Consider the following 22,552-nt stretch of genomic DNA (forward strand, 5'->3'; position numbering starts at 1 on the left):
TGAACATTCATGCCGTTTTTTGTTGCGCGCGGTTTTCTTAAAAGGGTGAGGATATTTGCCTCTGGAGTGCGACGATACGGCATTGTTGCTTGCGACTGGGCAACGAATCGTCACATTTGATCCCTAGGAATTACTAAGGCGCTATAATTAACCAGATTGATACGGATATCCGTTTTGACGAAGTACTCTCCCGGCACTGCTATTCGTGAAAAGAACTGGATCAAGAAGGCAGCGAAAGTGGCTTTTCTTACAGTTCTTGCCGGTACATTCAGCTTTAACGCAGCCTTTGCAGAACGTATTTCAAATCCCGTTGCAGAGTTTTCTGGTTTGGATAAGATCACGGGTCGTATCACGTCATTCGATGTCTATATTAATGAGACCGTGCAGTTTGGTGCGCTTCAGGTGACGCCGAAAGTCTGTTATTCGCGCACAGAAAATGAAGCGCCGCGCACAGATGCTTTTGTCGAAGTCGATGAAATCACGCTTGATCGTAAAATACGTCGTATTTTTACGGGCTGGATGTTTGCGGATAGTCCAGGTTTGAACGCCGTCGAACACCCGATTTATGATGTGTGGCTTAAAAATTGTAAGCAGGCATCTGATGTTCCGCCGCCGAGCCAGCGTAACTAATCAAGCTTTCAGAATATCGCGTTGCCCTGAAGCGCTTCATCAAGAAGAACTTCATATTTTTTGCGCTTAACTTCAATTGCGCCAAAACGCTCCAGATGCGCTGTCGTAAATTGCGTATCCAGCAGCACAAATTCCTGTTTCTTCAGATGCTCGACCAGATATGTAAGACAGACCTTTGATGCATCGCGCTTGCGTGTAAACATGCTTTCACCGAAGAATGCACGTCCGAGTGTCACACCATAAAGGCCGCCGACGAGCTGACCTTCATGCCATGCTTCAACAGTATGGCAGTGACCAACTTCAAAAAGCTTAGCATAGGCCTCGCGAATTGGCGCGTTGATCCATGTCCTTGCACGCTCCCCAGAGCCATTAGCGCAGCCGTCGATAACGCCCTCGAAATCACTGTCGAGCTTAATTTCAAAAACGGCTTGTCGGATGGTTTTTTGCAGGCTTTTGGGAACATGAAAGCCATCAAGCGGGATGATACCGCGCTTATCAGGTCGAACCCAGAAAATCTCGGGATCGTCTGCTTCTTCTGCCATTGGGAAAACCCCGGTGGCATAGGCACGCAGGAGCAATTCCGGGTCGATTGTATAGTCGTCCGGGGAAGCTCCTGCGGTCACTTTATTTATGCACCCATATTCTTATGCATTTGGGGTTTCTGACTGCTTGGCCAGATATTTTTCAAGCCAATGAATGTCATAATCGCCATTTGCAATGTCCTGATTGGAAATCAGGTCCTGAAACAGGGGCAGGGTTGTCTTGACGCCATCAACCACAAATTCATCAAGCGCACGACGCAGACGCATCATGCATTCAACACGGTTGCGGCCATGAACAATGAGCTTGCCGATAAGGCTGTCATAGTAAGGCGGAATGCGGTAGCCGGAATAGACGCCCGAATCCACGCGAATGCCAAGGCCACCTGGTGTGTGGTAATGGGTGATCAGGCCCGGTGAAGGCGTGAAATTGCGCGGGTCTTCAGCATTGATGCGGCACTCAATGGCATGGCCAGAGAAACGCACGTCATCCTGTTTGACCGAAAGACCGAGACCAGCTGCGACACGAATTTGCTCGTGAACAAGATCGATGCCGGTGATAGCTTCGGTGACCGGATGCTCCACCTGGAGACGGGTGTTCATTTCGATGAAATAGAACTCGCCGTTTTCATAGAGAAACTCGATCGTGCCTGCACCGCGATAGCCCATATCGGCAACAGCATTGGCACAGATCATACCGATTTTGTGGCGTGCTTCTGCGTTCAGCGCTGGCGAATTGGCTTCTTCCCAGACCTTCTGGTGACGACGCTGCAACGAGCAGTCACGTTCGCCCAGATGGATTGCATTGCCTGCACCGTCGCCCATGACCTGAACTTCAATGTGACGTGGCTTTTCGAGATACTTCTCGATGTAAACGGCATCATCACCAAAGGCTGCACCAGCTTCAGTACGCGCTGTTGCGAGCGCTACGGCCAGATCGTCTTCGGTCTTGGCAACCTTCATGCCGCGACCACCACCACCGGCGGATGCCTTGATGATAACCGGATAGCCGATTTCTTTTGCGATGCGCTTGGCTTCGCCTTCGTCGGTCACGCCGCCGTCTGAACCTGGAACGACTGGAATGCCAAGGCGCTTTGCGGTGCGCTTGGCTTCGATCTTGTCGCCCATGGTGCGGATATGTGCGGAGGTTGGTCCGATGAAGGTAATGCCGTGTGCTTCAAGAATTTCAGCAAATTTGGCATTTTCCGAAAGAAAGCCGTAGCCCGGATGAATTGCATCCGCGCCGGTGATTTCACAAGCGGCAACGATTTGATGAATATTCAGATAGCTGTCGCGTGAAGGAGGCGGTCCAATGCAAACGCTTTCGTCCGCAAGGCGAACATGCATCGCATCGGCATCTGCCGTCGAGTGTACTGCAACCGTCTTGATGCCGAGCTCTTTACAAGCCCGGAGCACACGAAGAGCGATTTCGCCACGATTGGCTATGAGTATCTTTTGAAACATTGCGCTTGTCTGCCTGTTCATTGAATAAGCCGAAATTCTAAAGCATGTCTCCCAAAAGTGGGAACCGGTTTTGGGATAAAGACATGCTTAAAAACAAAGAGATAGAGCGAGCGTTGTGGAAAGCTTCAGGTGCGACACGCTCTAATGACCAGATGGTCATCTTATTCGATGACGACAAGCGCTTCGCCAAATTCTACAGGCGCTGCATCTTCAACCAGAATAGCCTTGACCGTACCGGCGCGTGGTGCCGAAATCTGGTTCATGGTCTTCATGGCTTCGATGATCAGAAGAGTTTGGCCTTCTTTTACCTGCGTGCCAACTTCGATGAAGTTGCGTGCGCCGGGTGCTGGGGCCAAATACACTGTGCCGACCATTGGCGAAGGAACAGCATTTTTGCTGAGTTCTGCCTTGGTTGGCTCTGCTGCTACAGTCGCAACAGGTGCTGCAACTGCAACAGGTGCCGCCTGCATGACGGTGGCCGCAGCCTGAACCGTTACATTGCGCGAAACGCGAATGCGGAGTTCACCATGTTCGACTTCGATGTCGGTCAGGTCGGTTTCATTGAGAATGTTCGCAAGATCGCGAATTGTTTCTTTATCGATGACGGAAGTTTTGCTGGACATATAAGGCCCCTTTACGCTTGCCCGTTGTTTTCTTCTTCTTTGGCAATTGCCGCGAGTGCGCGCAGGCCGAGCAGGTATCCTTCCGCGCCAAAGCCGCAGATAACGCCTTTGGCGACTGCGGAGACATAGGAGTGATGCCTGAAAGCTTCACGCGCATGAATATTCGACAGATGCACTTCCACGACCGTGACCTTGGCCGAGCGGATGGCATCGTGAATAGCAACCGAAGTATGACTGTAAGCAGCAGGATTGATCAGGACATAAGCGTTTTTATCGCCCGCTTCCTGAATCCAACTCACCAGATCGCCTTCGTAATTCGTCTGACGAAAATCGACAGTAAGGCCCAGTTGTTCAGACTCGCGTTTGCAGCTCGCTTCGATATCATCGAGCGTTGCCACACCGTAGATGCCCGGCTCGCGCTTCCCAAGAAGATTGAGATTGGGGCCGTTTAGAACAAAAACCGTTTTTACCATGTTCATCCGTTATGGATTACGGGCCTATGACGAAATTTCGATTACACTTCGCATTCCATATAGAGAGGTTGGACGCAAGCTGAAACCCTCTAAATTAATGCTAATGTTATACCACAGCGTTTTTCCCGCTATTCTTTGTGGAATGAACGCAATTTGTGGCAAAAATAGTCACTTATTTGTTTTGATGAATTGAGTACGCTCTGATGGAAAATCACCAGAGCGCGCTCTCAATCCGTTCAGCCTTTGTCTGCTGTACGTGCAGCAGCGATTCTTTCGATCAAGCCTTCGGCACCAATTGCACCCGGAACCAGATCATTTCCGATGATGTAAGACGGCGTTCCAGTGATGTTAAGCTTTTGAGCGAGCTGATAGGTTTCCTGAAAAGCCTTGGTGATTGCGGGATCTTTCATCTTCTCGCGCAGCTGGGCTTCATCCGCACCAAGCTTGACCGCGTCTGCAATTGCCGAAGCCTCGGTTGCGCGCTCCTGTGCGCTCAAGAGAACTTCATGATACTCGACATATTTTTCTGGCATCAAAGCTTTGAACGCCTGTGCCACCACATGTGCACGCATGGAATCCGGGCCAAGGATCGGGAATTCCTTCATAACGAAACGAACATTCTTATCGTTTTTGAGGATAGCTTCCATATCGGGCAGGGCGCGTTTGCAATAGCCGCAATTATAATCGAAAAACTCATAAACTGTGACGTCGCCTTCTGGATTACCGAAAACTGCGTCATGTGCAGGGTTGAAAAGTTGATCCTGACTGGAAGCCAAAACCTGCTTCACCTGTTCCTGAGCCGCATCCGCCTGCTTGGTTTCAAGCGCAGTCTGCACTTCGACCATAATTTCCGGGTTCTGCAGCAGATAATTACGAACGATGCTCTCAATAGCTTGTTGGTTCAGCGCGGGAGCCGCAGCCGCCTCAATCGGAGCAACGGGTGCTGGCTGGTGCTCTGTCCCTGCATAATAGCCGAGTGCGAGCGCTCCAGCACCAATGACGCCGCCCGCTAATCCACCTAAAATCACATTCTTCATATCGATCACTTTCTTACGTTCTGAAAAACCGCTCAAACATTCTCAATTGGAATGTCCAGGGATTATTTTTTCTTCGCTTTGGCGTTGATGATGTCTTGCGCGCGCAGCCAGTCGGGCGTTCCCCGTTTCATCTGCTTTTGAGCGCGAATGGCAAAAATCTGAGCCTGCTGTAGGTTGCCGGAATAGTAGTTCATGTCCGCCGTTGCAAGATCAGCGCGCGCCATGTCGCCAGACTGGCCATAAGCCTGTGCGAGATAGCCATATCCTCCGGGAAATTCGGGGTCGGCTGCAATCCCTGCTTTTAGCTCCTTGATTGCATTAGGCATATTAGCTTTGGTGCCAGTCAGCATCAAAGCGCGACCATAGCTCATCCGCAGTAATGGTGACTTGCGCGTATCCAATGCAACGGCGCGCTGAAAGGCCTTTGCAGCGCCTTGCGCGTCATTGGCTTTAATCAGCACTTCGCCCATCATTTCATGGAAATACGGGTTCTTTGGCTGTTCTTTAATTAACGCTTCGAACTTTGGAATTGCAGAACGCGCCGAGCCGTTCAGGTACGTCGTGATTGCACTGCCATAGCGCGCTGGCAAGCCACCGGGATTGGCTTTGAACATGCGTTGCAATGCGCCCATATTGTTGGAATAGGCAGCGATTTTAGCACGCGCCATATCATGTCTGAGTTGGAGAGCGGCTGAGTCCGTTTTGTTATAATTCGGACTCTTTTTTGCGAGTTCTTCCAGATTGGCTATGCGTTCGCGCGGCAAGGGATGGCTGATACGATACTGATCGATCTGCGTACCGGAAAGCGAAAGCGCGGAAGCAAACCGCTGAAATGTATCGAGCATTCCTTTGGTGGATTGGCCGGTTGCGTTGAGATAATTCACCGCAAGACGGTCGGCAGTAATTTCTTCGGTGCGCTGATAGCTTAACAAGCTGCGCATTGCCATTTCATTGCTGCCCATGGCAATACCACCGCCAGCACCCGCAGCGCCGCTGCTGCCTGACGCAGCACCCGCAACACCGACGCCAACGCCAAGCAACATGCCGATAACGGCCATGGTGCGCGCACGGCTCAATTGCTCGCGTAAACGGTCCTGATGGCCGCCCGCGATATGGCCAGTTTCATGCGCAATCACGCCGATGATTTCATTCGGTGTTTCAGACTGCATGATCGCGCCGGTATTGATAAAAATACGGCGTCCATCAACAAAGGCGTTGAAGCTTTGCGAATTGACGAGAATGACGCGAACACCGCGTCCACCAAGGTTCGCTGCTTTAAGGATTGGACCAGCATAATCGGCGACGAGCGCTTCAATTTCCGCGTCGCGCACAATCGGAACGCCGCCGCCACGTGACTGAGCCTGTGCAGGCAATACGCCAGTAACGCCAATAGCAAGAGCAGCAAATGCGGCCACGGAACGGCGCATCAGGCGGCGGAAAGAAAATGCTTCCGCCGGAAAAATTGCAGACATGCTCCCCATTATGCCTCTCATCCTGCTTAAAAGAAAATGATGCGAATCTTAAAGGTCAAATCTACTTTAAGGGCTTTATCTCAATCTTCATTGCTGTTTTTACCAAAGCCGCTGTTGCTTTACCAATCCGGCGATTATAGGGCGAGGGACGTACATTGTATTTCCAGCATTTTGGAGACTAAGTTGAATACTCTTTCAAACCGAAGCGCGGTCGAACCGTTTCACGCCATGGATGTTCTGGCTGAGGCCAATCGTCGTCGTGCGGCGGGCCATCCGATTATTTCGATGGCAGTGGGCCAGCCGGCAGACCCTGCACCGCAAATTGTCCGGCTGGCTGCGGAACGCGCCCTGAAAGATGGTAGCATCGGCTATACCGATGCACTTGGTCTCATCGAACTGCGTGAGGCGATTGCTGCACATTATGCGCAGAGCTATGGCGTATCTGTTTCGCCGCAACGTATAGCGATTACCACGGGCTCTTCGGCTGCCTTTAATCTGGCATTTCTGGTCTATTTCGATCCGGGCGACCGTGTTGCAATTACGCGTCCGGGCTATCCGGCCTATCGCAACATTCTGACAGCGCTTGGCCTTGAAGTGGTGGAAATCGCCAATGAAGGCGGCGCATCAGGCGCGCTTACTGCTCAAGCATTGGCTGCTGCGCATGCTGAAAGGCCACTCAAAGGTGTGCTTTTTGCAAGCCCGGCAAACCCAACGGGCGCCGTGATCGACAAGCCAGAACTCAAGGCAATCATTGAAACAGCGCATGAACTGGGCATTCGCGTTATTTCGGACGAGATTTATCACCGTCTTTCCTATGAAGCGGAAGATGTGACGGCATTGCAGATTTCTGATGATGTGACCATCATCAATTCATTCTCGAAATATTATTGCATGACCGGCTGGCGCATTGGCTGGATGGTTTTGCCGGAAGCTGATGTGCGGGCAATCGAGTGCCTCGGTCAAAGCCTTTATATTTCAGCCCCCGAACTGTCACAGCGCGCAGCAATTGAAGCATTCAATGCGACTGCGGAACTGGAGCGCGTGAAAGATCGCTACCGTCAGAACCGTAGAATTCTACTCGATCATTTGCCAGTCATGGGGTTGAACCTTGCAGCACCAATGGATGGCGCATTCTACGCCTATTGCGATGTTTCGCGCTTCACCAATGACAGCATGGAATTTGCGCAGCGCATGATTGCTGAAACCAATATTGCAGCCACACCAGGGCGCGATTTCGATCCAATCGACGGTCACCGGACAATGCGCTTTTCCTATGCGGGCAGCATCGAGGAAATAGAGGAAGTGGTCCGTCGTCTTGAAGCTTGGCTGCCACAGCAAAAGGCCTCAACATAAAACAAAAGAGCGTTTCGCACTTTTCGAGTTACGCTTTAAACTAAAAAGAAAACCGGCGTTTCCGCCGGTTTTCTCATATTTTACATCAAAGTTTGGCAGGGCTTAGAAAAAGCCCTTTTTCTGCCACCAGCCGCCGCGCTTCGGCTTCTTATCTTCCGTGTCACTTGACGTAACCACGGCCTCTGCAACTTTCTGCGGCTCGGCTGCTTTTTGTGGCTCAGCAACTGGTTTAGCTGCAACTTCCGCAACAGTTTCTTCCACTTCGGCCTTAACTGCGGCCTTGCGAGGTGCACGGCGCTTCGGCTTATCGGCTTCCGCATTTTCAGCGCTAGCAGCCACTTCTGCCGGCGCTTCTTCATCCGTAAGCTTCTTACGGCCACGTGGCTTACGAGCAGGCTTGGCTTGCTCTTCTGCGGTCTCGCTTGCGACCACATCATCAGAAGCAACTTCTTCGGTCTTCGCAGTGCGACGACCACGCGGTTTACGTGCTGGCTTCGCGGCCTTGTCGTCTGCTTCGACAACAACAGTTGGTTCAACTGCGACTGGCGCTTCAACCGTTACGGCTTCGACCGCCACAACTTCGCTGACAACGACTTCAGCGGCCTTTTCTTCAACACGCGCAGGAATGACAGGCGTATAGCCAACAAACTCAGGATCAGGAACTTTCTTAGCGTGAAAGTCGTCCTCACGACGGTTTTTGCGACCTCCGCGGCGACCACGACGACGCTTTTTGCGACGATCTTCTTCGCTCAGCGAGCCATTGCTCTGTGCGGATGTATCTTCATCATCATCTTCGTCAGATGCTTCCGAACCCGAATCCGTCTGTGCAGACTGCTCGCCACCTTCACGATCGCGACCACCACGACGACGGCGGCGCTTACGGCGCTTGCGATCACCTTCTTCGCTGCTTTCTTCGCGAGCAGGTGACTCAGCTGTGATTTCTTCTTCAGCTTCATCCTCATCCAGCGGGATTTCCGGATCGTTCAGATCGTCTTCATAAACGATTGGCGCAGCAGGATGAATGGTGATCGGACGCGTCGATGGCGCACCCTTATCGATGACAAAATGCTGATGACCCACGCTATCGTCGGCATCAATGCTGATTGAAGCGCCGAAACGACCTTCAAGCTCTGCCAGCAGTTCGCGCTTATTGTTCAGTACGTAAAGCGCTGAAGCAACCGGCGTGCGAACAGTGATGTCATAGCCTGAATGGCGTAGGAGATAATCTTCAATGCCACGAATGATATGCAGCGCCATGGACGAGTCGGAGCGAACATGACCGGTTCCGCCGCAATGCTGGCACACCTGCATCGTGCTTTCGAGTACTGACGCACGGATACGCTGACGCGACATTTCGAGAAGGCCGAAATGCGAAATGCGTCCAACCTGAATACGGGCGCGATCGTCTTTCAGACAATCCTTCATCTTCTTTTCGACAGCGCGGTTGTTGCGCTTTTCTTCCATGTCGATGAAGTCGACGACAATCAGACCGGCAAGATCGCGTAGACGAAGCTGACGCGCAACTTCTTCGGCCGCTTCCAGATTGGTCTGGAGTGCAGTGTCTTCAATCGAATGCTCACGGGTCGAGCGACCGGAGTTGACATCGATTGCAACCAGAGCTTCGGTCTGATTGATAATCAGATAACCGCCAGATTTCAGCGTAACCTGTGGCACGAGCATGCGATCAAGCTGTGCTTCCAGACCATAACGCGTGAAAACCGGAACCTGTTCGCGGTACGGCTGAACAACCTTCGCGTGCGTTGGCATCAGCATACGCATGAACTCTTTTGCTTCGCGATAGCCGGTCTCACCCGCAACGAGAATTTCCGAGATTTCCTTGTTGTAGAGATCACGGATCGAGCGCTTGATCAGACTGCCTTCTTCATAAACGAGCGAAGGAGCCGTTGATTGCAGTGTCAGTGTGCGGACATTTTCCCACATACGCATCAGGTATTCGTAGTCGCGCTTGACTTCCTGCTTTGTGCGATTGGCACCAGCGGTACGCAAGATCACGCCCATGCCCTGCGGCACTTCGAGTTCTTTGACGATATCCTTAAGACGCTTGCGATCCTGAATATTGGTGATTTTGCGCGAAATACCGCCACCGCGTGCAGTGTTCGGCATCAATACCGAGTAACGACCAGCAAGTGACAAATAGGTCGTGAGAGCTGCGCCCTTATTGCCGCGCTCTTCCTTAACCACCTGAACCAGAATGATCTGGCGGCGCTTAATCACTTCCTGAATGTTGTACTGACGACGATTGGTGCGAACATGCGATGGAAGCTCTTCCATAGCGTCTTCGGAACCAACCGATTCCACCATGTCTTCTTCGTTTTCGACTTCGTTATCGTCGTCATCATCGCTATCGTTGGCTTCAATAGCTTCTGAAACAACGTCGCCGGCCTGCTTCATCAAAGCGATGGCAGGTGTACCAGCGACATAATTTACGAACGCCGGACCGACTGGTTCTGCAGCAGGCACGCCGTTTCTTGCAACGTTTGCTGGCTGTCCACCGTTCTGACCGTCGCGGCGTCCACGACGACGATTACGGCGCGAACGATCATTGTTCTTCGCCTTTGGTTCGTCGTCTTCGTCCTCATCTTCGGCGCGCGCAGCCTTTGCTTCAGCTTCAAGAAGAGCAAGGCGATCAGCAACCGGGATCTGATAATAATCAGGATGGATTTCAGAGAATGCGAGGAAGCCATGGCGATTGCCGCCATATTCCACGAATGCAGCCTGAAGGGATGGTTCGACGCGGGTGACGCGTGCGAGATAGATGTTTCCCTTTAGCTGCTTCTTATGTTCCGACTCAAAGTCGAATTCTTCAATTTTGTTCCCGCGCGTTACGATAACGCGGGTCTCCTCCGGGTGGGAGGCATCGATAAGCATTTTGTTGGACATAATTGTCTTTCTTACCGGCACTAAGACGCAAGCCGCGTGCGCCGGACGAAACCCTGAAGGCTGTCGTCCTGGCTGGGGAGCATCTGCCGGATGATAATGGGTTCGTCGGAACAAAAGCTGCTGTGTCTGCGCGCGATGGCCAATTGGCGATCACGGTCTTCAGGCTTGCAATGGTCAGTCTTGCTTGACCCATAGCTGTTCCGTTCGAAACGACCTCATATATGGCCCGAAAAAGCCGGGCCGACCTGTTTGCTCTTTTCAGAGCGCTGGCGACAGCGCGTATCCATGCGCAGTCGGCCGATTAAAAAACGGAGGCGGCGGGGATGCCGTGTTCCGCTGAATTCTGTGCGGGCTAGGGGGTAGTGAATACCATACACCACTGTTTTAGCTATCTTTCGTCGCGATCCGTATTGAAAACCGGCAAACGATTCTGACAGCTATTCCAAAGCCTATTTAAGCTTTTATGGCGTCGTTCGCGCTATGACAAGTATGAATATCAGTTGACACCGTGATCGCAATTTTGCCGAAAGGTGATTATAGAAAGGGCAATGGCCTGTGCTGCCGGTCAAAAGCCGGGATCAAAGCCTTTGTTAACCATAATTCGATACGGTTTGATTGATCAAATGTACGCATCCATATGCTTTGGCCTAAACGGCCAACTTTCGATGAATTTTTAATGTTTAGATCGCGAACACCTATGCATTGTCTGAGCCTGCAAAATATTGCCAGAAATAAAATGAACGCGCGGAATATGTTCGCGCTTCTGGTGATACTATGTTCTGCGTTCTTTCACATCGGTTCGGCAAAGGCTGCAAGTGATGCGCCGCTGTCGGCGTTAACGTATCGTATGGCGGGCGATGATCTGCGGATGCGCGTTGTCGTTATGTTTGATCAGGAGCCGAAGTTTTCGACGCTTACTCTCGCCAATCCCCATCGTTTGGTTTTTGATCTTCCTGAAACGCGCTTTGGTTTCGACGAAAACAGCTTGGCGGCGAGGGGGATTGTATCGCGTGTCCGCTATGGTTCTGTTGGCAAAAACCGCTCAAGGCTCATTTTGACATTGCGCGGGCCGTTCGATGTAGAAAACGTACAGGTAATCAAAAACGAAACGACCTCAGGTTATCGTCTTGTTGCAGACATCGTTGCGACCTCAGATCAACAATTTGAAGCGAAACTTGCTGCACCACACGAGGTTACTGGATCGACTGGCGTGAAAGCCGTATCGCCTGCGACAGACAATGAAACACGCCCTTTTATCGTGATGATTGATCCGGGGCATGGCGGCATTGATAGCGGTGCTGAAAGCCTGAGCGGTATTAAAGAAAAGGATTTGACGCTCGCTTTCGGGCAGGAGCTGCGTGATCGTCTCGCTAAGGAAAGCAACATCAAGGTTTTGATGACACGAGATGACGACACTTTCCTGCGCTTGTCGGAGCGAGTGCGCCTCGCGCGCCAGCACTCAGCCGATCTTTTCATTTCCATCCACGCAGATACGATCAATCAGGGTGATATTCGGGGCGCTACTGTTTATACAATCTCTGACAAGGCATCTGACTCGGTCGCGCGCGCTATGGCTGAGCGTGAAAACAAGTCGGATAGCATCGGTGGCGCTGCTCCTGAAGAACTTCCTGAAGTCGCTGATATTCTGCTCGATCTCACACGTCGCGAAACGCATACGTTTTCGCTGAGCTTTGCTGAAAAAGTGATCGGCGCTTTGCAGGGTGAGGTTAACCTGATCAACAATCCGCATCGTTTTGCGGGTTTTCAGGTGCTGCGTGCACCGGATGTGCCATCGGTGTTGATTGAAATTGGTTATCTTTCCAACGCGGAAGATGAGAAGCTCATCAGTAATCCGCAATGGCGCCGTAAACTCGCTGATCGCATTGCAACGGCGATAAAGGCTTTTGAAATGCAAAAACACCCTGGGGCTTTGTCCCGGGGTTAAAATAATGTAATGTTTAGTGGGGGTTGATATTTCTCCCAGCTTATAAGATGCATGCATGCAACAGTTTTACGTATTTTTATGGTCGGTACGTGTTTGTATGACTTTAAATCGGTAAAAACATGGAAACGATCTTGCCTTTGACGCATTTGCTGGTCACTAAACCAGTTATTGCCAACACGGCACAGATTGATGAGCATAATTTTAGTGGCTCTTTAGTTTTTCGAACGATCTGAAGGCGGGAATCCGGATTCATGGTAAGGCTTATCGGATATTTCTTCGGTATAGGTACAGTTTTCGCGCTCATAGTAGCCGGCGGAGTGGCTGTTTATATCGGGGGCGTGACTAAGGAATTGCCTGATTACGAAGTGCTCGCAAAATACGAGCCACCAGTCATGACACGCGTTCACGCGTCTGACGGTAGTCTGATGGCAGAATATGCGCGCGAACGCCGGATGTATCTGCCAATTCAGGCGGTGCCAAACCGTGTGAAAGCAGCCTTTATTTCTGCCGAAGATAAAACCTTCTATGAGCATCACGGTCTGGATTTTGGTGGTCTCGCTCGTGCGGTTCTTACCAATGTGAAGAATCTGGGATCTGGTCGTCGCCCGGTTGGTGCTTCGACGATCACGCAGCAGGTTGCAAAGAACTTCCTTCTTTCGTCAAATCAGACTTACGATCGTAAGATTAAAGAAGCAATTCTAGCGATGCGAATTGAGCAGGCTTACTCGAAAGACCGCATTCTTGAGCTTTACCTCAATGAAATTTTCTTTGGTCTCGGTTCATACGGTATTGCCAGTGCTGCGCTGACCTATTTCGATAAGTCGGTTGGTGAGTTGAGCATTGCGGATGCAGCTTATCTGGCGGCTTTGCCAAAGGGGCCGAACAATTATCATCCATTCCGTTACCCGGACCGCGCGATGGAACGCCGCAACTGGGTTATCGATCGCATGGCTGAGAACGGCTATATTACGACGCAGGAAGCTGAAGAGGCCAAGAAGCAGCCGCTTGGTGTGAACACACGGACGGCTACTCATTATCTCTTCGCATCTGAATATTTCAGTGAAGAAGTACGTCGTCAGATTATCCAGAAATACGGTGTTGATGCGCTTTATGAAGGTGGTCTGTCTGTTCGCACGACGCTCAATCCGACGATGCAGACCGAAGCACGTAAGTCGCTGCAAACTGCTCTTTTGCGCTACGATGAAGCTCGTGGCTGGCGCGGTCCTTTGAAACATGCAGAGCTTGGCAGTGACTGGGCGGCAGCATTTGGCGACATGCAGTCATTTGAAGACGTACCTGAATGGCAGTTGGCTGTTGTTCTCAACGTCTCTGCTGCTGGCGCAGATATTGGTTTGCAGCCTGCTATCGGTGGCTCCGGTTTCCGTGGAAAAGAGCGTACGCGGGCGTTCATTGCTGCCGATGATATGAAGTGGGCTATGCGTGTTACGAATATCGACGGTAAGCGCGGTAGCGCCAAGTCGCCGGAAGGTGTCTTGAAGGCCGGAGATATTGTTTATGTTTCCAAAGCTGGAGACGGTGAATCTCGTTTCCGCTTACAACAGCCTCCGAAACTTCAGGGAGCAATGGTTGCTATGGATCCGCATACAGGCCGCGTTCTCGCGATGGTCGGCGGTTTCTCCTATGGGCAATCAGAGTTTAACCGCGCAACACAGGCTTATCGTCAGCCCGGTTCCTCATTCAAACCTTTTGTTTATTCTGCGGCTCTCGACAATGGCTACACACCAGCATCCGTTGTTTTGGATGGTCCGCTGGAAGTCAATCAGGGCGGTTCGCTCGGCGTATGGGCACCAAAGAACTACTCCGGTAAGTTCTCCGGTCCTTCGACACTGCGTTATGGTATTGAGCAGTCGCGCAACGTCATGACCGTGCGCCTTGCGCAGGACATGGGCATGAAGACGGTCGCTGAATATGCGGAACGTTTTGGCGTCTATGACAAGATGCTCCCGGTCCTGTCGATGTCGTTGGGCGCTGGCGAAACCACCGTTCTGCGAATGGTGACAGCTTACTCGGTCATCGCGAATGGCGGACAGAGCATAACACCTTCGATGATCGATCGTATTCAGGATCGTTACGGCAAAACCGTTTTCAAACATGACGGTCGTCAGTGCGAGGGCTGCAATACGCAGCAATGGTCTAATCAGGAAGAACCAACACTGATCGATAATCGCGATCAGGTGCTTGATCCGATGACTGCTTACCAGATCACGTCGATGATGGAAGGTGTGGTTCAGCGCGGTACAGCACAGTTGCTTAAGAGTCTTGATCGCCCGCTTGCTGGCAAGACCGGCACCACGAACGACGAAAAAGATGCGTGGTTTGTAGGCTTTACACCAGACCTCGTTGTTGGTGTCTTCATGGGCTATGACACGCCGACGCCGCTGGGTCGTGGTGGTACTGGCGGCGGTTTGGCAGCCCCGGTGTTCAAAGACTTTATGACTCAAGCTCTGGCCGGTACTCCGAAGGTTGATTTCCGTGTACCGGAAGGCATGACGCTGATTGCGATTAATCGGAAGACAGGGATGCGCACCAATCAGGGTGATCCAAACCTGATTATGGAAGCATTTAAGCCTGGAACAGGGCCGTCTGATACCTATTCAGTTATCGGTATGGATCAGTTCCGGGAGGGGTCACCCGTTCAGCCACAATCACCACAAGCAACCCGTGCAATCAATTCGGGTTCGGGCGGACTTTACTGACCTCTCCCTCTTTACACTGCGTCGCGTGCTAACTATGGTCCGCGGCGCTTGGATGGCTATTTGCCACTCCTTTTAAAAGTGTGAGGCTTGCTCTGATAGGGCTTAGGTTCTCTCCACATATATGCGGAATAATTGAAGGAACGATTTGCCCATGCGCGCGGAAATCGAGACGCTGGTTGACGAAATCCAGCAGGCCATAAGCCTGCTGAGGAGGCATCTTTGACTGGGATCAGGCAATCAAACGTCTGGGCTATCTGAACCAGAGAGCTGAAGATCCGACCCTTTGGAATGATGCACAGGAAGCCCAGAAGTTGATGCGTGAGCGTCAGCAATTGGAAGATAGCATAAACGGCATCAATGCGCTGAGACAGACGCTGAACGATAGTATCGAACTCATCGCCATGGGCGAAGAGGAAGGTGACAAGTCGATCATCACTGATGCGGAAAATACCATTCGCGAGCTGAAGTTGGATGTTGATCGACGCCAGATCGACATGCTGCTTTCGGGTGAAGCCGATGCGAATGACACCTATCTTGAAGTCCATGCTGGCGCAGGCGGCACCGAAAGTCAGGATTGGGCGTCAATGCTTTTGCGTATGTATACACGCTGGGCCGAGCGCAGTGGGCGCAAGGTCGAAGTGATGGAAGTGCATTACGGCGAAGAAGCTGGCATCAAGTCTGCGACGATCCTGATTAAAGGCCATAATTCCTATGGTATGGCAAAGACGGAATCGGGCGTTCATCGCCTGGTGCGCATTTCGCCTTACGATTCGAATGCGCGCCGCCACACATCGTTTGCTAGTATCTGGGTTTACCCTGTCGTGGATGATAATATCGATGTTCAGGTAACAGAAGCCGATGTTCGCATTGATACGTATCGTGCTTCGGGTGCTGGTGGTCAGCACGTTAATACTACGGACTCAGCGGTGCGCATTACGCATATCGCCAGTGGCGTGGTTGTGCAGTGTCAGGCCGAACGTTCGCAGCATAAGAACCGTGAAAAAGCCTGGGCTATGTTGCGCGCTCGTCTTTACGAAGAAGAGCTGAAAAAGCGCGAAGCTGTGGCGGATGCAGCCAATGCCAGCAAGACAGATATTGGCTGGGGACATCAGATTCGTTCTTATGTTTTGCAGCCTTACCAGCTGGTCAAAGATCTGCGTACCGGCGTTGAAAGCACCAACCCGCAAGAAGTTTTGGATGGTGCGGTGTCGCCGTTCATGGAAGCCGCTCTTGCACACCGTATTCATGGTGGCGCTGAACTTATCGAAGACATTGACTGATCTTCGTGTTGATAAAGATGCTAAAAACCCGGCTATATGCCGGGTTTTTTATGCAGCCTATTCTTGGATCACTCAGGAGTCTTTTGACGCTGCGCGCTCTACAATGGGGCGTGGCTTGTGTGTACGTGGGCCAGTGATGATCGTGTCGATTTTCTGAATTGTCAGCGCATCTTGCGGTGATAAACGCTCTGGCTGAACGGACATGCCGGGCGGTGATTCCGATGGCATCTCAGGCAGTGGTTGCATCACCAGTGGCTTTTTAAAAAGCGATGCGAGCTTGCTATTTGATTGTTGTGATTTTTCAGTGAGGTTTTCAAACGTCGTATAAACGCCGCCACCCACAGCGAGAACGAAAGCTACAGCACCAAAAACTGACGTTCGTACCCATTTCGTGGACCAGTGCCGGGCGGCCGGTTCATTCAGATGCTCAATGCATCCGTCGTTTCCTGGCTTGTTCCACTTTTTTATCATGCTGGTCGTCTTTGCATCCCAGATATTTGATTCTATTGCACCTTATCATGGTTAACAAAGCTTTTCCGAAGCTTTCGCAATACTCGCATATACGAGAATTTATAAGGGCAATCCTTTTACACGCATTGCCCTTATTGTCGGATCAAAGCGCGCGTGCAGCCTCTAATACAGCTTGCGCATGGCCATCGACTTTTACTTTTTCCCAGATTTTCGCAATACGACCTTCTGCATCGATCAGAAACGTCGTTCTTTCAACACCCATATATTTGCGGCCATACATGCTCTTTTCGAGCCAGACACCGTATGCTTCAAGCACGGTCTTGTCTTCATCTGCCGCCAGATCGACGGTCAATTCGTGCTTTTTGCGAAATTTAGCATGCTTTTCCGCGCTATCCGGCGAGAGACCAATGACACGTACATTCAACTTGTCGAACTCAGGTTTGAGCTGAGAGAAAGCTATGGCTTCTTTTGTACAACCAGAAGTATCGTCCTTTGGATAGAAATAAAGAACGACTGGATTGCCTTTGAGAGATGACAGACTAATGCTGTCATTATCTGATGGCAAAGTGAAGTCCGGTGCCAGATCTCCAATTTGGGGACGAGCCATATCTAAGCCTTTCTTTTGTAGATATACGAGTAAACTGCCTGTTACACTTAAAGCTATCGCACTCGCATCAGTCTTGTGCAACGTAGCGAAACTAAGGCAGCGACCGGTCTATCTTCTGGGAGAGGCTAAAGAAGCACAAGATCGGTCTACTGATCGAATATAAGTTAATAAAAACAGTATATTATTGAGTTCTCATGATTCATTTTATGAGATGTTTTAAATAGAGAAATCAGGTGGTCGGCTGGAATATTGACTGAGAAAGAGCACAAAATACGCTTTTCCAAGCGCGAGATGAAGAGAATCGAGCGTCTGGCAGCTGACGGAGATGATGGAGGCGTGTTCGTAATCGGACGTCGCAAACGCTCATTCGTTTCCTTGTGCTCTCATGCATTTCTGTCACTGTGTATTGTACTTGTTCTGATCGGCGGCGTCGGTTTTGTTGTTTTGCGTGGCGGCGTGACCAGCAATATGTTGCGTGAAGAAGCTCAGAAAACTTTGACCCGTGTACTCGGTGATCAAGCATCTGCTTCAATTGGAAGTGCTGGACTTTCACTTGATCAGAATAGTCTGGTGGCCTTAGAGGCTCGTGATGTCTCAATTTCTGATCCCAAGCAGCGCATTGAAATCCAGAATATTAAGTCTGTACGCCTCGGGCTTGCACCACTTCCACTTTTGACCGGCAATGTGCGGGTTGCGGAATTGGAAATCGATGGCGCAGCTTTTGATTTGCCAGAACAGGAAGGCGCAGGGTTCTGGAAGTCTCTACCCTATGACAAGCGCGGTTTTGTAGATTTTGACGCGCTTTCCGATGATCTTTTTTCCGCGATGCGCCGAAATCTTGAACTGTTACATGACCAGAATACACAGGCCCTGAGCCTGATGAATACAACGGTGCGGTTTAAGGCTGGAGATAATCAGCAGAGCATCGAAATCAGAAAGCTGCGACTGGTTGAAGATGCAGGCCACATTAAACTGGATGGCACTGTTGTCTGGAACGGCAAGGTAATTGCCCTTGATGGCAATATCGATCGTAAGGGCCAAGATAATGAACTTGATGCGTTCAAGGTCATTATTAGCAATATTCCCCTCGACTTGGGTTCACCTGCTGAAGTCGCGCCAATTATCGATGGCAATCGGGTTAATCCTGCCCACTTTGAACTCAAAGGCAATGCCAGTCTTTCGCTCTCTGGCAAAACGGCTCATGCTGAGGAACCAGATACAATCGGTGCTGAGTTAGCCGTTAATGGTATCGACATGCAGCTTGGACGTGTTGAGGATGTGCGTGGCTCGGCTGTGCTGAGGCTGGAACACTCCGTTGGTAGTCAAAAGATTGAAGTGTTGCCGTCGCGCGTTCAGTTGGGTGGATTGCAGGCTCAGTTCAATGGTGCCTTCGGCCCAGATTTTCAGGCCGAAAATGCAGCTTCGGACCCGAGTTATCGTTTTGAAATACTGACCACTTCAGCGACGAGTATGCCAGCTGAGTCGAACGACCCGCAGCTGTCGTTTGGAGTGCGTATTGCTGGAAGTTTCTTTTCGAAACAGCAGCGGATCCAGTTCTCAAATCTCGATGTTCAAACCGAAAATGGTGAACTCTACGGTCAGGGAAGTATTGGCTTTGGCAGCGGTTCGCCCGAAATGATTTTCATGCTGCGCATTCCGGATATGCTTGTCGCTGATGCAAAGCATCTTTGGCCTATCGACGTTGCTGACGGTGCACGTGCCTGGGTATTGAAGAATTTGTATGGTGGTCGCCTGAAAGATAGCCGTATCGACATATCCTTGGCGGGCGGTCGCTTTAATGGTCCCGGACTTCCTCCACCGCTCACGGGCGAAGAAATAAAAGCTGATTTTAATGTCGAACAGACGCGCTTTGATGTCATTGGTGAATTACCGCCTGTTCGCGATGTCAATGGAACTGTGAGCGTTCGCGGCGCACATACGACCATCAAGCTTGATAAGGGTGTTGCTTACACGCCCGACAACCGGAAGGCAGATGTTTCCGAAGGCACGCTGATTATTCCTTGGGGCCCACAACGTCCGGTTATTGCAACTCTTGATCTTCTTGTGTCAGGACAAGCCGCAGCTATTGCGGAAATCGCCGGAAAAAAGCCGATTGATGTTCTTAAAAACGTGCCTTTCATGCCGCAGGATGTCACTGGCGACGTAAAATCGCGTGTTAAAGTCAGTTTTGCAGTGTCGAAAGATCCGCCACCCGGAACCCTCAAGTGGGAAGCTGATATTGGCTTCAAAAATCTTTCTATCGATAAGCCGGTTGGCGGCTCGAAGGTTACTGATGCTGATGGCAGTATAAAGGTTGATCAGACGGCTGCGATAATTACTGCCGATGCAAAGCTTGATGGCATTCCGGCCAAAATTACAATGACAGAGCCAGTTGATCGTTCAGGTCCTGCAAAGCGTGACCAGAAAGTTCGATTGGAAATCGACGACAAGTCGCGTGACAAACTGCTGCCCGGCTTGAAGGACGTCTTCTCAGGACCAATTTCGATTGATCTTGGAATGGAAGAAAATGGCAAACGGCATGTTGTAGCGAACCTTGACAAGACTCAGGTTGATTTACCTTGGCTAGGTTGGCGTAAAGGCAGCGGTATTGCCTCAAAAGCGGAGTTTGACCTCGTTAAAAGCGCTGGCAGTGATGGCAAGATCGATATTCGCAACCTCGTGCTGACTGGTGATGCATTCGGCGCAAAAGGCAGCCTGTCTATCGCTGGTGGTGATCTCCAGTCGGCAGATTTAACTGATGTACGGCTTAATCGTTCTGATCGACTTGCCATAAAAGCCACTAAGGGGACGGGTGGATACCGCGTTAATGTCAGCGGTTCAAAGTTTGATGCACGTTCGCTGATCAAGCAGTTTTCTGATGTTGGCAAGAAAACTGGTGGCTCCAAAGGCGACACTACACGCGTTGTTGTGAGTGCGCAGATTGATCAGGTTACAGGGTTTAATGACGAGGCCCTGCGCAATGTTGCCGTTTCTTATGAAAGTGCAGGAAGCAAAATCTCTGGTGTGTCCGTAAACGCCCAGACGTCTTCCGGGGAGTCATTTGTCGCAACTAATAATGAACAGGGCGATGCGCGTTCTGTTTCGTTGCAGTCCAATGATGCTGGTGCAATCCTGCGCTTCTTCGATTTCTACGATAAGATGCGCGGCGGAAAAATTACCGTTGGCTTGGCGGGGCAGGGCAATGGTCCGTTGAGCGGTCAGATTGATGCCAGAAACTTTTCGATCATCAACGAGCCGCGCCTTGCAAAAATTGTTTCTTCTTCGCCATCAACAGGTGGCACAAGCCTTAACCAGGCCGTTAAGCGTGATATTGACGTATCCCGCGTTGATGTGGAGCGCGGCTTCTCACTGATAGAAAAAGGTATGGGATATCTGAAGCTTTCGAAGGGCGTGCTTCGGTCGCCAACTGTCGGAGCAACTTTTCAGGGCACGCTTTATGATCCGCAGGGAAATATGTCGATGACCGGCACATTTATGCCCGCCTATGGCGTGAACCGGATATTCGGTGAAGTGCCGATCTTTGGTGCGCTTTTGGGCAACGGACGTGATCGTGGTCTTTTAGGCATCACGTTCAAGCTTGAAGGCACTGCTAAAGCACCACAAGTGATTGTCAACCCGATTTCAATTATCGCGCCGGGTATTTTCCGCTCGATCTTTGAGTTTTGATGGATAATAAAAAAGCCCGGCTTAGCCGGGCTTTTTTATTACTGTTTTACTGCATTAAGCAGGGCGGATTAGCACGTGGCGCTTCTTGCCAAGCGAAACCTTGATAACACCTTGTTCGTTAAGCGCTGATGCATTGATCGACAAACGAGGGTCGGTCACGATTTCATCGTTAATGCGAACTGCACCGCCTTCAATGTGACGACGTGCTTCGCCATTGGTGGCGCAGAGTTCTGCAAGCACCATTAACGCAAGCACACCGATGCCATCATTAAGCGTTGCCTTGTGAACGCCGACGGTTGGAAGGTTTTCCGACAGTTCACCGTCTTCGAAAGTCTTGCGAGCGGTGTCAGCAGCTTCTTCTGCAGTGTCACGCCCATGCAGAATTGCGGTAATCTCGGTCGCGAGGATTTTCTTCGCTTCGTTGATCTCTGAACCGCCGAGAGCGGCAAGCTTTGCAATTTCATCCAAAGGCAGCGTTGTGTAGAGCTTCAGGAAGCGTTCTACGTCAGCGTCTTCTGTATTGCGCCAGTATTGCCAGAAGTCATAGGCACTGAGCATATCGGCGTTAAGCCAGATAGCACCGCCCAGCGACTTGCCCATTTTCTGGCCTGAAGCTGTGGTCAGCAAAGGCGAGGTGAGGGCGTAGAGCTGCGGCGTACCCATACGGTGACCGAGATCGATACCGTTGATGATATTGCCCCATTGATCTGAACCGCCCATCTGCAAGCGCATGTCATAGCGCTTGCTGAGTTCTACGAAATCGTAGGCCTGCAAGATCATGTAGTTGAATTCGAGGAACGAAAGCGACTGTTCACGATCAAGGCGTGTTTTGACCGAATCAAAAGACAACATGCGGTTGACTGAGAAATGGCGGCCCACATCGCGCAGGAATTCGAGATAATTAATATCGCGCAGCCAGTCAGCATTATTGACCATAAGCGCGTCTTTCGGACCTTCGCCGAAAGTCAGGTAGTTTGCGAAGACGCGTTTAATACCGGCGATATTATCCGCGATCGTATCTTCGGTCATCAGCTTGCGTGCCTCATCCTTGAAGGATGGATCGCCAACCATGCCGGTGCCGCCGCCCATAAGGGCTACGGCGCGATGGCCAGTCTGCTGGAACCAGTGCAGCATCATGATCTGGATCAGACCGCCAGCGTGAAGGCTCGGCGCTGTCGGATCAAAGCCAATATAGGCCGTCACGGTTTCCTTGACCAACAATTCATCGAGGCCGCTTTCATCAGACATTTGATGAATAAAGCCGCGCTCGGAAAGCGTGCGAAGAAAATCGGATTTAAAACCGGACATGCCCTTTTCCTGACTGATTAGGCGAGAATGGAAATAACGGTAAGT

General features: G+C 51.0%; 16 protein-coding genes and 1 pseudogene. 7 read left to right on the plus strand and 10 right to left on the minus strand.

The window, feature by feature from the left end; genetic code table 11:
- Positions 1–159: 159 nt before the first annotated feature.
- A complete protein-coding gene (locus WH356_RS02235; protein ID WP_339508918.1) occupies positions 160–630 on the plus strand; it encodes a DUF2155 domain-containing protein in 471 nt (156 codons plus the stop codon).
- A gap of 8 nt (positions 631–638) precedes the next feature.
- On the opposite strand, the gene aat is transcribed toward WH356_RS02235, so the two are convergent.
- The 6 genes from aat to WH356_RS02265 all read right to left on the minus strand — a co-directional run bounded on the left by aat (position 639) and on the right by WH356_RS02265 (position 6,247).
- Positions 639–1,208 carry a leucyl/phenylalanyl-tRNA--protein transferase gene (gene aat, locus WH356_RS02240; RefSeq protein WP_339508919.1) on the minus strand — a complete coding sequence of 190 codons (570 nt, stop codon included), beginning with the start codon at positions 1,206–1,208 and terminating at the stop codon, positions 639–641.
- Between the two features lie 66 nt (positions 1,209–1,274).
- Entirely contained in the window at positions 1,275–2,633 is a 1,359-nt protein-coding gene (gene accC, locus WH356_RS02245) for an acetyl-CoA carboxylase biotin carboxylase subunit (protein WP_339508920.1), read from the minus strand.
- 161 nt (positions 2,634–2,794) lie between these two features.
- Positions 2,795–3,256, minus strand: a complete 462-nt coding sequence (gene accB, locus WH356_RS02250) for an acetyl-CoA carboxylase biotin carboxyl carrier protein (protein ID WP_339508512.1) — start codon at positions 3,254–3,256, stop codon at positions 2,795–2,797.
- 11 nt (positions 3,257–3,267) lie between these two features.
- Positions 3,268–3,729 carry a type II 3-dehydroquinate dehydratase gene (gene aroQ / locus WH356_RS02255; protein ID WP_339508514.1) on the minus strand — a complete coding sequence of 154 codons (462 nt, stop codon included), beginning with the start codon at positions 3,727–3,729 and terminating at the stop codon, positions 3,268–3,270.
- A 236-nt stretch (positions 3,730–3,965) separates the two neighbouring features.
- The gene (locus WH356_RS02260) at positions 3,966–4,766 is read right to left on the minus strand and encodes a DsbA family protein (RefSeq protein ID WP_339508921.1); all 801 of its coding nucleotides are present in this window, start codon (positions 4,764–4,766) and stop codon (positions 3,966–3,968) included.
- 62 nt (positions 4,767–4,828) lie between these two features.
- Complete coding sequence (locus WH356_RS02265) at positions 4,829–6,247, minus strand: M48 family metalloprotease (protein WP_339508516.1); 1,419 nt, start codon at positions 6,245–6,247, stop codon at positions 4,829–4,831.
- A 174-nt stretch (positions 6,248–6,421) separates the two neighbouring features.
- On the opposite strand from WH356_RS02265, the gene WH356_RS02270 reads away from it, so the two are divergent.
- Positions 6,422–7,591, plus strand: a complete 1,170-nt coding sequence (locus WH356_RS02270; RefSeq protein ID WP_339508518.1) for a pyridoxal phosphate-dependent aminotransferase — start codon at positions 6,422–6,424, stop codon at positions 7,589–7,591.
- 102 nt (positions 7,592–7,693) lie between these two features.
- Here the strand turns inward: WH356_RS02270 and WH356_RS02275 are convergent, their stop codons facing one another.
- On the minus strand, positions 7,694–10,492 hold the full coding sequence (locus WH356_RS02275) for an Rne/Rng family ribonuclease (RefSeq protein ID WP_339508520.1): 2,799 nt from the start codon (positions 10,490–10,492) through the stop codon (positions 7,694–7,696).
- A gap of 2 nt (positions 10,493–10,494) precedes the next feature.
- On the opposite strand from WH356_RS02275, the gene WH356_RS02280 reads away from it, so the two are divergent.
- From WH356_RS02280 to prfB, 4 genes and pseudogenes are all read left to right on the plus strand, one after another.
- Positions 10,495–10,680: a hypothetical protein gene (locus WH356_RS02280; RefSeq protein WP_310010311.1), complete on the plus strand. Its 186-nt coding sequence runs from the start codon at positions 10,495–10,497 to the stop codon at positions 10,678–10,680.
- A gap of 632 nt (positions 10,681–11,312) precedes the next feature.
- Positions 11,313–12,437: pseudogene (locus tag WH356_RS02285) on the plus strand (N-acetylmuramoyl-L-alanine amidase); the annotation flags it as partial.
- Between the two features lie 251 nt (positions 12,438–12,688).
- Positions 12,689–15,154 (plus strand): penicillin-binding protein 1A, encoded by a 2,466-nt coding sequence (locus WH356_RS02290; RefSeq protein WP_339508521.1) that lies wholly within the window; start codon positions 12,689–12,691, stop codon positions 15,152–15,154.
- Between the two features lie 151 nt (positions 15,155–15,305).
- Positions 15,306–16,434 (plus strand): peptide chain release factor 2 gene (gene prfB / locus WH356_RS02295; RefSeq protein ID WP_339508522.1). Its coding sequence is split into 2 segments (ribosomal slippage): positions 15,306–15,374 and positions 15,376–16,434, totalling 1,128 coding nucleotides; the frame shifts between segments, so codons are not numbered across the junction.
- Between the two features lie 72 nt (positions 16,435–16,506).
- Here the strand turns inward: prfB and WH356_RS02300 are convergent.
- Positions 16,507–16,905, minus strand: coding sequence for a hypothetical protein (locus WH356_RS02300; RefSeq protein ID WP_339508523.1), 399 nt, complete (start codon positions 16,903–16,905; stop codon positions 16,507–16,509).
- Positions 16,906–17,047: 142 nt separating this feature from the next.
- Positions 17,048–17,512: a thioredoxin-dependent thiol peroxidase gene (bcp, locus tag WH356_RS02305; protein WP_339508524.1), complete on the minus strand. Its 465-nt coding sequence runs from the start codon at positions 17,510–17,512 to the stop codon at positions 17,048–17,050.
- A 291-nt stretch (positions 17,513–17,803) separates the two neighbouring features.
- Here bcp and WH356_RS02310 point away from each other — a divergent pair, with 291 nt between their 5' ends.
- A complete protein-coding gene (locus tag WH356_RS02310; protein WP_339508525.1) occupies positions 17,804–21,199 on the plus strand; it encodes a YhdP family protein in 3,396 nt (1,131 codons plus the stop codon).
- 54 nt (positions 21,200–21,253) lie between these two features.
- Here the strand turns inward: WH356_RS02310 and tyrS are convergent, their stop codons facing one another.
- Positions 21,254–22,507, minus strand: a complete 1,254-nt coding sequence (tyrS, locus tag WH356_RS02315) for a tyrosine--tRNA ligase (protein ID WP_250039771.1) — start codon at positions 22,505–22,507, stop codon at positions 21,254–21,256.
- Between the last annotated feature and the right edge of the window lie 45 nt (positions 22,508–22,552).

Source organism: Ochrobactrum sp. MYb379 (assembly GCF_037479515.1).
In the GTDB taxonomy this organism is placed as follows: Bacteria; Pseudomonadota; Alphaproteobacteria; order Rhizobiales; family Rhizobiaceae; genus Brucella.